A 13,932-nucleotide genomic window follows, 5' to 3' on the forward strand; every position below is an offset into this window, starting at 1 on the left:
AGGCTCCCTAATCACGCTCGGCTCGTGACACCCCGAAACCGCGCGAATCGCCCATCGTCGCGACACGTCCGCGCTCGATAACGGAATGCGGTTCATCCGTGACAAGGTGTGGATACCAGGTCGCACCGGGTATGTCGGGTGCGACCTTGCGCCACATCCCGCCGTGGATCGTCGTCCGACGACCCGCGGCGGCGCGCGTCCGATCGAACACAGGAAGCGACGACGATGACCTTCAACGAGGGCATGCAGATCGATCCGGATGCCGTCCGGTCCGGCGGTGGTCCCGGCAGGGGCGGCAAGATCGCCCTCGGCGGCGGCGCGGGCGGACTCATCGTGCTGGTGCTGGCACTGCTGTTGGGCGGCGATCCCGGTTCGCTGCTCGGCGACCTCACCGGCGCGCAGGATCCGCAGTCCGAATCCGCGACAGCGGGCACGCCCGAGCACTGTAAGACCGGCGCCGATGCCAACAAGTACGTCGACTGCCGGGTCGCGCTGACCGCGGTCAGCCTCGATGTCATCTGGGGTGAGCAGTTGGCCGCGCAGACGGGTGACACATATGTCGAACCCCAGGTCGTCCTGTTCTCGGGTGCGACGGCGACCGGCTGCGGCAATGCCACCAGCGAGGTCGGCCCCTTCTACTGCCCTGCCGATCGGACCGCCTACTTCGACGTCACCTTCTTCAACGAGCTGACCGATCGTTTCGGCGCGAGCAACGGCCCGCTCGCCCAGGAATACGTGGTCGCCCACGAGATCGGCCATCACATCCAGAACCTGCTCGGGGATATCGGCCGCGCGCAGCGCGATCCGCGCGGTCCCGAATCAGGTGCGGTGCGTACCGAATTGCAGGCCGACTGCTACGCGGGCATCTGGGCGCACTACGCCGACAAGACCCCCGCGCCGGGCGGTTCGCAGCCGTTTCTGAAGCCACTGTCGGACAACGATGTTCGCGACGCGTTATCCGCCGCCTCGGCGGTGGGTGACGATAGGATCCAACGCGCGGCGCAGGGTCGGGTCAACCCGGAGGCATGGACACACGGTTCCTCGGAACAGCGGCAGAAGTGGTTCCTCACCGGATACCGGACGGGCCGGGTCGACGCGTGCGATACGTATTCGGCTCGCGACCTGGACAATCCCGACGCGCTGCGCTGACCGACGTCGCATCTGACCGTCGGCGAATTCGACACAGTGAACGAGGTGGGTTATCTGATGCGCAGAACAATGTCAGCGCTGGTGGTTCTCGTACTGGCCCTCGTGGGCGGTGGGAGTACCGCTGCCGCCGACCCGGAATCCGGTTCGGCGGACGCCGACTCGATCGCCCTGCTGACCCTCACGACCATCCCCGGCGGATGGCAGGAGCGAACCGATCTACGCCCGATTCTCGAGGTCTTCGCCGACGGCCGTGCGATAAAGAAGCCCGACGCCGCTTCGGCCGAGCGCAAGCCGGAGACCCCGCCGCAACAGCTCGAGGGCAAGATCCGCCCCGACGTGGTGCGCTCGGCGCTCACCGAGATCAAGGAACTCGCGACCCTCGACCTCGGCACGCCGTCGATCACCGACCACGGCACCCAGATCATCGATCTGATGCCGCAACCGCCCGAACAGACCGTGCACCTGATCGTCTACGCGCCGGACCTGTCGGAAGGGCTCACCACCGATCAGCAGAGCGCCAGAAAACGCTTCGCCGACCTCTATCGCACACTGCTGGACGCCTTCGTCAAGAACTGACCGCCGAAGGACCGCTGTACGGCACGAGTGCCCCTCCCCGACCCGGGAAGGGGCACTCGTGCCGAATACGGTTGTGCGAGAACGAACTAGAACTGGTCCTGTTCGTAGTCCGAGAGCAGTTCGTCCGAATGCGGCGCGCCGATGACGTCCGGGGTCGATTCCCCGAGCGGCCCGGTCAGGTCATCGTTGCCGATGATGCTCTGATACGGCGCCACATTGCGTGAGTGCTGATCGTCGTCGCCGCCCTTGGCGCCGGCTGCTCCGGCCCCGGGGCTGCCCATGAACGAACTCCCGGTACCCGCCGTCGATGTGGAAGCGCCACCGGCGGCCCCCGATGACGTTCCCGAAAGGCCCGGCATCGAACGCAACGGGGACACCGTCGATCCGAGCGAACCCGTGCCGGGACGAGCCGAGGACGAGGAGCCGGAACCCGATCCGGAACCGCCGCCGCCGCGCCCCGAGCCGCCGGAACCTCCCGGCCGCGCCGTGCCGAGCGCACCGAGCGCGCTCGGACTTCCCGAACTGCCGTGGCTGCCAGCGGATTGCGCCGCGGTCGGCGACTGGCTCCCCAGCGAGGAAAGTCCGGAGGAATCGCCGAGTCCGGCCGCTTTGGTCGCGGTGTCCTTCGCCTCGCTCATCAGCGGCTCGCCGATGTTCTGGATGGCGGCCTGGGCCACGTCCTGCGGGGCGGGCAGCCCGCTCTGCCCGAGCATCTGGGCGACGACGCCGTTCAGTTCGGCGGTCTTGCCCGCGAGCTGGCCGCGCGTGGCATTGACCACCCCCACGGCGTTGCCGAGATGTTCGGTCGCCGAGGCGATGAGCGCGGCCTGTCCGGGCGGGGTGAAGATGACCGGCGCCATGGCGACGGCCTGGGTCACGAACGAGCTGGCGACGGCGACGAGTTCGGTATTGCCGCGTTGCACGTCGGAGGCCGCGAACTCGGTGAGTTTCGCGATATCCGTCCCGTTCGTGCTGGTTTCCTGGCCTTGGACGCTCGCCTGCTGACTCGCCGCCGACGCGCTGCGCGCGGCCTGCCCCTCCCACACCTGCTCGACCGTGGCCATGCTGCCCTTGCCCATCGCCACGGCCTTGTCGACGATCGCGGAGGCCTGGCTCAGGATCTGGGTGGGGTCCAGCGCGCCCATGACGCCGGTGCCGAAGCTGCTGAGCAGATCGAGGATCGGCTTCACCAACTGATCGACACCGGGCAGCGCGGGAACGGAGAGTCCGTTCATCAGCGCGGCGACCGGATCTGCGGGCATGGCGGGCAACGAGGACAGCGCCGTCGGCACCGACGCCGCGGCCTGGGTCGCCTGGGCCGCGCCCGAACTCAGGGCACTGCCGACCACACCGTTCGCCTGGTCGAGCACGCCCTGGGCCGCAGACTGCACCTGTGTCGTCGCATGACTTATCGCGGTGTTCGCCTCACCGAGCAGGCCGGAGACATCGGCGGGCGCCGCGCCGAGAACACCCTGGGTGTCGGGCGCCGCGCCACCGTTGAGCCCACCGGGACCGGCGGGCATGCCGATACCACCGGACTGCGCGTCGTCGCTGATCTTCTTGGACAGGAAGAATTCCGGCGCCTCGATCGGCGCCATATCCTCCGGCAATTGCGGCATCGCCAGATCCTGGATCGCCTGCGGTGTGCTCTGCACCGCCGCGGCGGCGATCTGTCCGGCGTCGTCGGCGGCGTGCTGGGTCGAGGCCGAGGCCTGGTCCTGCGGCATGATCAGACCGGTGTCGGCGGTATCGATGGGCTTCATCGCGCGACCTCAGATCTGTTCCGCGGCGGCGCCGAGATCGGCCGCGTGTTCGGTGTCCTGGCCGTCGAAGCGCAGCGCGGCGCTGAAGGCCTTGGACGACAGCCCCTGGTACTTGGCCGAGAGTTCGTTGATATCCCTGGCCTGCAACACCTGGGCCGCCGCGAAGCTGAGCAGATAATCCGCGCCGATCAGTCCGAATACCGGCGTCGCCGCCGAGACCTGTGCCACCGTGTCGTAACTCGCCGCACCCGCGAGTTCCGAAGCGATACCCGCGTTCTCCGTGGCGAACAGCCGCAGCCCATCGGTATCCGCCGAGAATTCTGCCATCGAGCAACCCCCCAAATCGTCGTGAACGTTCGTGTCGTGCGCTTACCGTCGCCGGCGTCTTCTACACCCTGCCGCGCCAGCTCTACGCACTCCCAGCGCACGAACCGGCACGGTTGGGCCCTAATATAGCCGACCCCCATGCGGGCAGCCAGACGGTCCGCGCCCGTCTCCCACGCGCCACGAACCCGCGAGTTCCTGCCCGCCGCACGGCGATAGGGGAAAAACTGAGAGGCGGACCGTCATGCCCGGGTGCCGTCCTCGCTATATCGCACGAGTTGTCCGTCCTGGTCGTACCACTGGCCCCCTCCCACGTCCAACCTTCGAACTCGGTGCCGACGTGTCGTCGGAGAACTTCCCTCCGAACCCGGGGATGGGGGTTCCTTCAGGTGTCGGACCAGCGGCGAGCCGCGCGGCCGCGAACTGCTCGAATATCAGTTCGTTTTCTGCGCCGAGGAGTCCACAAAAGCGTTGCCGCGCTGGACAAAGACATCAGTGCCTGGATCAAGCAATGGAACGCCGACCCGAAACCCTTCGTCTGGCGCAAAACCGCGGAAGAGATCCTCGAATCACTCGCCAAATATCTTCAACGGATCTCAGGCGCGACACACTAGTGGGCCGTATTGAAGTTCTTCGGCGGTCTGCTTTGGCGAGGACTTGTTCGGCGTTCTTGGTCCAGGCGAAGGGTTTCGCGCGGGGTTCCAGCCGTTGATGAACTCGCGGATCTTGCCGGTCAGCTCACGCACCTTGCGAAAGGTGGGCAGGTGCGCCGAGTTCGGAGGTATGCCGAGGGCATCGCCGACACGTCCCGTCATCAGCCGAAACATGCGCGACGGTTCGATGAATGACCGCAGCCGGGAGTATGTGAATCCGGCCTGCCTGGACCTACGATGCACGATCGCCGCGGAGGCGACGAGGTCTTTATCTACTCTACATCTTCAGCCGAACGCGCCCGAATGCGATGCGCTACAGCATCACTCGGCAGTCGATAGCTTGCAGGTATCCACCCCGATAGAAATAGGCGTACGAAGCGAGTCGCGGAACGCCGAATTGTGTTGGGGCAGAAGCAGAAGTTCTACCGTTGAACTACGTCGGCTTGCGTTCGACCGCCTCACTCCACCCCCGGTTCGACGGCCCCGACGAGCCATCAGCGCATGAACGGGAGGATACTTCTGGGACGCGGCGGGTCCCGACAACCGCTGCGACACGCGGTGAAGGCGCCGAGTTCCTCTGCGGTGAAGTGGGAGAACAGTATCGACGGCCGGGGCTGTCTGCGGAAATCGCTCCACTCCCCGGCGCGGACCTCACGCAGCATGACCTCCGACACTGGGATTGATCGGCCTCGGACTTGGTCGCGGCGGCGGCTCCGAACACACGCATTCTCGTTGCCCGAACGGTGTGGGCCCACCCGATCCCGGAGGCAGGACGGTGGGGCAGGTCAGGATGTCATCTATTCGTGCGACAGCCCCATAGTGAAACAGTAACGTGTGACTGTATGAGCGCATAAAAGGCACGCTATCGCTGCGATTTGCATGTTAGAACAAGTTCTATATTCTCGTTCCCATGAAGGTCGCAGTGACCGGCGCAGCCGGCTACCTCGGTACGAACCTGCTCCGCCTGCTGATCGATCGAGGCGACGAGGTCGTCGCCATCGATAGGATGGCGCCGCAGCGGTCGACCGAACCGAATGTCACCTGGGTCAGCGGCGATGTCCTCGACCCCGCGTCGATGCGGGCGGCGCTGAGCGGCGCCGAGGTCGTGTACCACCTGGTCGCGGTGATCACCCTCGCCGATCGCAACGACCTGGCGTGGAAGGTCAACACCGAGGGTGTGCGCGTGGTCGCCGAGGCCGTGCTGGAGGTCGGCGCGCGGCGCATGGTGCACGCCAGTTCGATCCACGCCTTCGATCAGTACACCTGCGGCGGCCGCATCGATGAGACCTCCGCCCGATCCGTCGCGCCCGCGCTTCCCGTCTACGACCGGTCGAAATGGGCGGGTGAGGTGGCCTTGCGCGCGGTCGTCGACAAGGGACTCGACGCCGTGCTGTGCAACCCGACCGGGGTTTTCGGGCCCGCGGATCTGGGCACGCCGCTGTCGCGGATCAATCGCACGCTGCGCGACGCCGCCCAGGGCCGCATCCCGGCGATGATCGGCGGCGGATTCGACCTCGTCGACGTCCGCGATGTCGCCGCGGGCCTGATCCTGGCGGCGGACAACGGCAGGACCGGCGAGAACTACCTGCTCGGCGGTTCGATGATCTCGATGCTCGACCTGTGCAGGCTCGTGGCGCGCCACGGCGGGAAGAAGGGACCGAAGTTCACCATCTCGCCCAAGCTGGTCGGCGGTCTGATCCCGGTCCTCGCCCCGATCGGCAAGCTGCTGCGTACCGACGTCATCTCGCGCGCGGCGCTGGGCGCGCTGGTCTCCGCGCCGGTGGTCGACCACGCCAAGGCCGAACGCGAACTGGGCTACCAGCCGCGCCCGACCGACGAGACGGTGCGTGACCTGGTGGAATTCTTCGCCGACCCGGAACTCTTCGCCCGGCGCGTACCTGCCGGGTCGCTTGACAGATAATAGAACACATGTTCGACTGGCGGGGTGCGGTGGCAGAACCAATCCCTGGACGCCGACGACGGCGCACTGCCCGGCCTCGGCCGGGCGGGTTTCGTCCGCACCGTGCGGACCCCGGAATTCGACGGGATGACCTTCCACGAGGTGCTCTGCAAGAGCGCGCTGAACAAGTTGCCACCGGATTCGTCGCTGCCGTTCCGCTGGACGATCAATCCGATGCGCGGGTGTTCGCATGCCTGCCGGTACTGCTTCGCGCGCCCGACCCACGAATATCTGGATCTGGACGCCGGACGCGATTTCGACGCCCAGATCGTGGTGAAGACGAATATCGCCGCGGTGCTGCGCAAGGAACTCGGCCGGCGTTCCTGGCAACGCGAGGCGGTGGCGCTGGGCACCAATACCGACCCGTACCAGCGCGCGGAGGGCCGCTACCGCCTGATGCCCGGAATCATCCGCGCGCTCACCGACTCCGGCACGCCGTTCTCGATTCTCACCAAGGGCACCCTGCTGCGGCGCGACCTGCCTCTGCTCACCCTCGCCGCGCGTGAGGTTCCGGTGCGCGTGGCGGTGTCCATCGCGATTCTCGACACCGACCTGCACCACGGGCTGGAATCGGGCACACCGTCGCCGCGCGCCCGGCTCGACATGGTCGGCGCGCTGAGCGGGGCCGGATTCGACGTCAACGTGATGGTGGCCCCGGTCATCCCCTATCTCACCGACAGCCGATCCCATCTCGACGAACTCTTCGGCGCCATCGCGGCGGCGGGCGCGAGTTCGGCGGTCGCCTTTCCGATGCATCTGCGCGGGGCGACGCGGGGCTGGTTCCTCGGCTGGCTCGCCGAGGCGCATCCGGCGATGCTGCGCCGATACCGTCAGCTCTACGGGCGCGGCGCCTACGTCACCCCGGAATACGCGGCGTGGTTGCGCGAACGCGTCGATCCGCTACTGCGCCGTCACGGACTGGCCGGGTCCTCCGCCCGTGTCCCCGACGCCGATCCGGCGCCCGAACCCGACGCCGATCCGCAACTGTCGTTGTTCACCTGACGACGCGCCGCGCCGATTTCGGCCGAGACAGCGCTTCGCCCGCGCCGAAGGCGTCTCGCGGAGTACTTTGGCCACTAGCACCCCTCTCACGCGACGAGGAAGTGGACAAGGCATATGGTCTCGCACCAAAGTGCAATCGGCACAGCGAAATTGGAAAAGGTCGTGATCCGATTCGCCGGTGACTCCGGCGACGGAATGCAGTTGACCGGCGACAGGTTCACGCACGAGGCCGCCGCGTTCGGCAACGACCTGGCCACCCAGCCCAATTTCCCCGCCGAGATCCGCGCGCCACAGGGCACGCTGCCCGGCGTCTCGTCGTTCCAGATCCAGATCGCCGACTACGACATCCTCACCGCGGGCGATCAGCCCGACGTTCTGGTGGCGATGAACCCGGCCGCGCTGAAGACGAATCTGGAAGAGGTGCCGCGCGGCGGCACGGTGATCGTGAACGTCGACGAGTTCACCAAACGCAATCTCAGCAAGGCCGGTTACGCGGGCGATCCACTCGAGGACGGCACCCTCGCCGATTTCACCGTGCACCGCGTTGCCATGACCTCGATGACCCTGACCGCCACCGAACCCGCCGGTGTCGGCAAGAAGGACGCGCAGCGGGCCAAGAACATGTTCGCGCTCGGACTGCTGTCCTGGATGTACGGGCGTCCGATCGGCGGCACCGAGAAATTCACGCGGGAGAAGTTCGCGACGAAACCCGATATCGCCGAGGCCAATATCCTCGCGTTCCGCGCGGGCTGGAATTACGGCGAGACGACGGAGAGTTTCGCCACCACCTACGAGATCGCGCCCGCCGCGCTCGCGCCCGGCACCTATCGGCAGATCACCGGCAATACCGCGCTCGCCTACGGACTGGTGACGGCGGGACAGTTGGCCGGGCTGCCGGTCTTCCTCGGCACCTACCCGATCACCCCGGCCTCCGACATCCTGCACGAGCTGAGCAAGCACAAGAACTTCGGCGTCACGACCTTCCAGGCCGAGGACGAGATCGCGGGAATCGGTGCGGCCCTGGGCGCTGCGCTCGGCGGTGCGCTCGGGGTGACGAGTACGTCGGGGCCGGGTCTCGCGTTGAAGAGCGAGACCATCGGGTTGGCCGTCATGACGGAACTGCCGCTGGTGATCATCGATGTCCAGCGCGGTGGCCCGTCCACCGGTCTGCCGACCAAGACCGAGCAATCGGATCTGTTGCAGGCCCTCTACGGCCGCAACGGCGAATCCCCCGTCGCGGTCCTCGCACCGCGCTCTCCCGCCGACTGTTTCGCCACGGCGGTGCAGGCCGCGCGGATCGCGCTCACCTACCGGACGCCGGTACTGCTGCTCTCCGACGGCGCGATCGCCAACGGTTCCGAACCGTGGTCGATACCCGATGTCGCGACCATGGAACCCATCGATCCGGGCTTCGAACCCGACGCCGAGGACGGCGCGGGATTCCAGCCCTACGCCCGCGACCCGGACACCCTGGCCCGACCCATCGCCGTGCCCGGCACCGCGGGACTCGCCCATCGCATCGGCGGCCTGGAGAAGGCCGACGGCAGCGGCAACATCTCCTACGAGCCGGACAACCACGAACTCATGGTCCGGCTCCGGCAGGCCAAGATCGACGGCATCGACGTGCCTTCACTCGAGGTCGACGATCCGGACGGCGACGCCGAACTCCTGATGTTGGGCTGGGGCAGTTCCTACGGTCCCATCGGTGAGGCGTGCCGCCGCGCCCGCCGTCGCGGCGTGTCCGTCGCCCAGGCCCACGTGCGCCACCTCAACCCGCTCCCGCCCGATCTCGGCGACGTGTTGCGCCGCTACCGCACCGTGGTCGTCCCCGAAATGAACGGCGGGCAGCTCGCCATGCTGCTGCGCGCGAGATATCTCGTCGACGTGCTGCCGTGGACGAAGATCGCGGGCACCGCGTTCTCGGCGCAGGAACTCGTCGGCGTCATCGCCGCCGCCATCGACGGCTCGCTCGCGGAGTTGGAACACGGCAAGGCGTTCGCCGCCCGCGCCAGGGCCACCTACCGCGCGCCGACGGCCGACCGATCACCGTCCGCACGCTCCGGTACCGGGGGTAACTGAGATGACCATCATCGAGACTTCGCTCGTCGGAACCGATCTGGGGCTCACCGGTCTGTCCGGGGTGCCCGCGGCGACCGGTCCGCAGAAGGTCAAGGATTTCACCTCCGACCAGGAAGTGCGCTGGTGCCCCGGCTGCGGCGATTACGTCATCCTGGCGACCGTGCGCGGATTCCTCGCCGACCTGGGTCTGCGCCGCGAGAATCTCATGTTCGTCTCCGGGATCGGCTGCTCGAGCCGCTTCCCGTACTACCTGGAGGCATACGGTCTGCATTCCATCCATGGTCGCGCGCCCGCCATCGCCACCGGATTGGCCGTCACCCGCCCCGACCTGTCGGTCTGGGTCGTCACCGGTGACGGCGACGCCCTCTCGATCGGCGGCAACCATCTGATCCACGCGCTGCGGCGCAATGTGAACATGACGATCCTGCTGTTCAACAACAGGATCTACGGCTTGACCAAGGGTCAGTACTCGCCCACCTCCGAACCCGGCAAGGTCACCAAATCCACCCCGATGGGATCGGTGGACCGGCCGTTCAACACCCTGTCCGTGGCGCTCGGCGCCGAGGCGACCTTCGCCGCCCGCGCCCTGGACTCCGATCGCGCCGGACTCACCGAGGTGCTGCGGGCCGCCGCCGAACACCGGGGCACCTCCTTCGTGGAGATCTTGCAGGACTGCCCGATCTTCAACGACGGCTCCTTCGACGCGCTGCGCCGCGACACCGCCGCCGACCATCTCGTCCCGCTGCGCCACGCCGAACCCATCCGTTTCGGCGCCGATCGCGAATTCGCCGTGGTGCGAGACGGTTTCGGTCTCGCGGCCGCGCGAGCCGACCGGGTGGCCGAATCCGATATCGTCGTGCACGACGCCTATGCCGACAGCCCCGAATACGCCTACGCGCTCTCGCGCCTGTCGGATCAGGATCTCGACCACGTCGTCACCGGCATCTTCCGCAGTGTCAGCCGCCCCACCTACGACGACGGCGTCCGCGCGCAGACCGATACCGCCCGTGAGCGCACACCCGTCGACTCCGGTTCCCTACAGAACCTGCTCACCGGTTCGGAGACCTGGACCGTCGGCGGCTGAGCGGCGGCCGACCGCGGCCGTTGTCAGACGCGTTTGGCGAATCCGAGGTCTATGACCGCGCCGCGTTCCTGTTCGAGTTCGGCGACGCTGAGGTCGACGCGGGTGCGCGAGAAATCGTCGAGTTCGAGATCGCTCACGATCGCGTACGCCCCGTCGGCGCAGGTGACGGGGAAGGAACTGATGAGGCCCTCGGGAATGCCGTAGGAACCGTCCGACGGGACGGCCATGGATGTCCAGTCGCCCTCGCCGGTTCCAAGCGACCAGTCGTGAATGTGGTCGATCGCGGCACTGGCCGCGCTGGCGGCCGACGACGCGCCGCGCGCCCGGATGATGGCGGTGCCGCGCTGCTGGACGGTGGGGATGAAATCCGCACGCACCCAGTCCGGCTCGTCGATCACGTCGAGCGCGCGACGACCGCCGATGGTGGCATGGGTGATATCGGGATACTGGGTGGCCGAATGGTTACCCCAGATCGCGACGCGAGCGACTTCGGCGGCGGGTGCGCCCGATTTCTTGGCCAGCTGGGCGATGGCGCGATTGTGGTCGAGGCGCGTCATTGCCGTGAACCGTTCGGCGGGCACATCGGGGGCATTGCTCATCGCGATGAAGGCATTGGTGTTGGCCGGATTGCCGACCACGAGCACCTTCACGTCGTCGGCGGCGCTGGCGTTGATCGCCTGTCCCTGCTCGGTGAAGATCGGCCCGTTCGCGGCCAGCAGGTCGCCGCGCTCCATCCCCGCCGTGCGCGGCCGCGCACCGACCAGCAGCGCGACATTCGCGCCGTCGAAGCCGACCCACGGGTCGTCGCTGATATCGATGGATTCGAGTAGCGGGAAAGCGCCGTCCTCGAGTTCCATCGCGACACCTTCGAGCGACGCGACGGCGGCGGGGATCTCCAGCAACCGCAGCCGCACCGGGGTCTCGGAGCCGAGCATCGCCCCGGAGGCGATCCGGAACAGCAGGCCGTAGGCGATCTGGCCTGCTCCTCCGGTGACGGCAACGGTCACGGGCGCGTTCCGAGCGGTGCTCACGACGTCGGCTCCTTACGTCAGACGGTCAACTCGTCTCCAACCCTATCGAGTCTCACCGAGCCCGAAGGCCGGGCGTGAGCTAACAGACAGTTGTCGCCGACCGCCCTTCACCGAGCCCAGCGGGCGGTTCACCGGCGTCGCCGTTCGCCGGCCAGGCCGGGTGTCGGGGCGCGGGGAAACCGGCGTGTCCGATCAGCCGAGTTCGGCGACCTCGGAGTCGGTGAGGACGACCGGGGAGACCGTGTCGTTGGTTCTGGCCAGTCGAACGGCCTTGTAGAGGGGCCGATCGCCCAGTGCGGCGTCGCGGGCCTCGGCGCGCAGCTGGTGGACGAGAACGTCCGAGACGGCGATCGCGGCGGCCAATCGGCTCGCGGCCAGAGCGTCGGCGAGCCTGCGCAGACCCAGCAGGTGCAGTTCGCGGCCGCTACCGGTATCGGTGTACATGGCCAGCGGGATGATCTGGGTCTCCGGTCCCGCTGTCACCCGCAGCACGATCCGGCTGAGCCGGGCCGGGTACACGAGCAGCTCGGCCCCGGTCGTCTCGGACAGTTCGACGCGACGCTCGCCGAACACCCGTTGCACGTGAATCGTGGTGCCCGCCATCCAGATCCGCCTGCGCCGGATCGCGAGGGCATAGGCGATGGTCGGCACGGCGACGATGACGCCGATGGCGACCGCCGCCGGCCAGCTCAGCGCCGTGGCCGCCAGCAGTGCCGCGCCGACGCCGACCCCGGTCGCCGCCAGCACCAGCTTGCGCAGCATCGGAGCGTACACCTCGGGTGCGACCAGATCGAGGCCGATCGCCGAAACGGCCTCCGCGCCCTCGGGATTCGACTCCACCGACCCTGCCTCTCCGCGACTTCGCGCACCATCGGCGCGCCGGACACGTTACCGCGTGCACCGGCGTCGCGGGGCCGCTTGTGGTACGCGGGACCGGCCCCGATCGGGGATCTACCGGGCGAGGGCCTCGGCGAGTATTCCCGCCACCTCGTCCAACGGCACCTGACGCTGATCACCGGCGCCGAGATCCTTCAGGCCGATGGTGTTCTCCGCCAGGTCGCGGTCGCCCAGTACCAGCGCGAACTTCGCGCCCGAGCGGTCGGCGGCCTTCATCGCGCCCTTGATTCCGCGACCGCCGTAGGCCAGATCCACGCGGATACCCGACGCGCGCAACCGAGCCGCGAGCACGAACAGAGCCTGTTTCGCCGCGTCGCCGAGCGGCACCCCGAACACCTCGCAACTCGCCGGATTGCCCGCGGGCCTGCCCTCCGCGCGCAGCGCGAGAACGGTCCGGTCGACACCGAGGCCGAAGCCGATTCCGGACAGCGGCTGGCCTCCCAATTCGGCCATCAGTCCGTCGTAGCGACCGCCGCCGCCGATCCCGGATTGCGCGCCCAACCCGTCGTGCACGAATTCGAAGGTCGTCTTGGTGTAGTAGTCGAGTCCGCGGACCATGCGCGGATTCACCACGTACGGCACGCCCAGGGCGTCGAGATATCCGAGCACCTGCTCGAAATGCGTCTTCGCCGACTCCGAGAGGTGGTCGATCATCAACGGCGCGGCGGCGGTCAGAGCCTTGACCTCGGGCCGTTTGTCGTCGAGCACCCGCAGCGGATTGATCGAGGCCCGACGCTTGGTCTCCTCGTCCAACGGCAACCCGTACAGGAATTCCTGCAACAGCTCCCGATACTGCGGTCGGCAGGTCTCGTCACCGAGCGAGGTGATCTCCAGCCGGAAATCCTTCAGGCCGAGCGTGCGGTATCCGGCGTCGGCGATGGCGATGACCTCGGCGTCGAGGGCCGGATCGTCCATGCCGATGGCCTCGACACCGACCTGCTGCAACTGCCGGTACCGTCCGGCCTGCGGATTCTCGTAGCGGAAGAACGGCCCCGCGTAGACCACCTTCACCGGCAGCTGGGCGGATTTGTCCAGGCCGTGCTGGATGACGGCGCGCATCACGCCCGCCGTGCCCTCCGGGCGCAGCGTGAAACTCTGACCGTTGCGGTCGGCGAAGGTCCACATCTCCTTGCTGACCACGTCGGTCGACTCGCCGACGCCACGCGCGAACAGCGCCGTCTCCTCGAAGATCGGCAGCTCGATATGCCCGTACCCGGCCAGGGTGGCGGCACGGATCAGTTCCTCGCGTACCGCGACGAACTCCGAGGAGCCGGGCGGGACGTAATCCGGAACCCCCTTCGGGGCGGAGAAGCGGCTGGTCTTGGTCACGATGGTCCAGTTTCCACCACCGCGGCCCGACAAGTCCAACCGGTTGTCCCTCGGGCCGCACTCACACAGGTGCGGAGCCCGCCTG

Annotated in this window: 12 protein-coding genes; 6 read left to right on the forward strand and 6 right to left on the reverse strand. The window is 67.7% G+C overall.

The genetic code is table 11. The annotated features are described in order from the left end of the window. Window positions 1-225 precede the first annotated feature (225 nt). Both OG225_RS22560 and OG225_RS22565 read left to right on the forward strand, forming a co-directional pair. A complete protein-coding gene (locus tag OG225_RS22560; protein WP_405177143.1) occupies window positions 226-1,149 on the forward strand; it encodes a neutral zinc metallopeptidase in 924 nt (307 codons plus the stop codon). 57 nt (window positions 1,150-1,206) lie between these two features. Then, complete coding sequence (locus OG225_RS22565) at window positions 1,207-1,725, forward strand: hypothetical protein (protein WP_405177144.1); 519 nt, start codon at window positions 1,207-1,209, stop codon at window positions 1,723-1,725. Window positions 1,726-1,811: 86 nt separating this feature from the next. On the opposite strand, the gene OG225_RS22570 is transcribed toward OG225_RS22565, so the two are convergent. The 3 genes from OG225_RS22570 to OG225_RS22580 form a co-directional block, all read right to left on the reverse strand. Continuing rightward, window positions 1,812-3,488, reverse strand: a complete 1,677-nt coding sequence (locus OG225_RS22570) for a hypothetical protein (protein ID WP_405177145.1) — start codon at window positions 3,486-3,488, stop codon at window positions 1,812-1,814. A 9-nt stretch (window positions 3,489-3,497) separates the two neighbouring features. After that, window positions 3,498-3,815 (reverse strand): type VII secretion target, encoded by a 318-nt coding sequence (locus tag OG225_RS22575; RefSeq protein WP_405177146.1) that lies wholly within the window; start codon window positions 3,813-3,815, stop codon window positions 3,498-3,500. 593 nt (window positions 3,816-4,408) lie between these two features. Then, complete coding sequence (locus OG225_RS22580) at window positions 4,409-4,627, reverse strand: hypothetical protein (RefSeq protein WP_405177147.1); 219 nt, start codon at window positions 4,625-4,627, stop codon at window positions 4,409-4,411. A gap of 748 nt (window positions 4,628-5,375) precedes the next feature. Between OG225_RS22580 and OG225_RS22585 the strand changes: the two genes are divergently transcribed. The 4 genes from OG225_RS22585 (at window position 5,376) to OG225_RS22600 (ending at window position 10,590) form a co-directional block, all read left to right on the forward strand. Continuing rightward, window positions 5,376-6,386 carry an NAD-dependent epimerase/dehydratase family protein gene (locus OG225_RS22585; RefSeq protein ID WP_405177148.1) on the forward strand — a complete coding sequence of 337 codons (1,011 nt, stop codon included), beginning with the start codon at window positions 5,376-5,378 and terminating at the stop codon, window positions 6,384-6,386. Between the two features lie 24 nt (window positions 6,387-6,410). Beyond that, window positions 6,411-7,427: an Rv2578c family radical SAM protein gene (locus OG225_RS22590; RefSeq protein WP_405177149.1), complete on the forward strand. Its 1,017-nt coding sequence runs from the start codon at window positions 6,411-6,413 to the stop codon at window positions 7,425-7,427. A gap of 114 nt (window positions 7,428-7,541) precedes the next feature. After that, window positions 7,542-9,506 (forward strand): 2-oxoacid:acceptor oxidoreductase subunit alpha, encoded by a 1,965-nt coding sequence (locus OG225_RS22595; RefSeq protein ID WP_405177150.1) that lies wholly within the window; start codon window positions 7,542-7,544, stop codon window positions 9,504-9,506. Between the two features lies 1 nt (window position 9,507). Then, window positions 9,508-10,590 carry a 2-oxoacid:ferredoxin oxidoreductase subunit beta gene (locus OG225_RS22600; protein ID WP_405177151.1) on the forward strand — a complete coding sequence of 361 codons (1,083 nt, stop codon included), beginning with the start codon at window positions 9,508-9,510 and terminating at the stop codon, window positions 10,588-10,590. A 23-nt stretch (window positions 10,591-10,613) separates the two neighbouring features. Here OG225_RS22600 and OG225_RS22605 read toward each other — a convergent pair whose 3' ends face one another. The 3 genes from OG225_RS22605 to hisS all read right to left on the reverse strand — a co-directional run bounded on the left by OG225_RS22605 (window position 10,614) and on the right by hisS (window position 13,847). Then, entirely contained in the window at window positions 10,614-11,621 is a 1,008-nt protein-coding gene (locus OG225_RS22605; RefSeq protein ID WP_405177152.1) for a malate dehydrogenase, read from the reverse strand. 192 nt (window positions 11,622-11,813) lie between these two features. Then, window positions 11,814-12,461: a hypothetical protein gene (locus OG225_RS22610; protein ID WP_405177153.1), complete on the reverse strand. Its 648-nt coding sequence runs from the start codon at window positions 12,459-12,461 to the stop codon at window positions 11,814-11,816. Window positions 12,462-12,572: 111 nt separating this feature from the next. Next, a complete protein-coding gene (gene hisS / locus OG225_RS22615) occupies window positions 12,573-13,847 on the reverse strand; it encodes a histidine--tRNA ligase (protein WP_405177154.1) in 1,275 nt (424 codons plus the stop codon). Between the last annotated feature and the right edge of the window lie 85 nt (window positions 13,848-13,932).

Origin of the sequence: Nocardia sp. NBC_01377 (genome assembly GCF_045040005.1) — a bacterium.
Taxonomy (GTDB): Bacteria; Actinomycetota; Actinomycetes; order Mycobacteriales; family Mycobacteriaceae; genus Nocardia; species Nocardia noduli.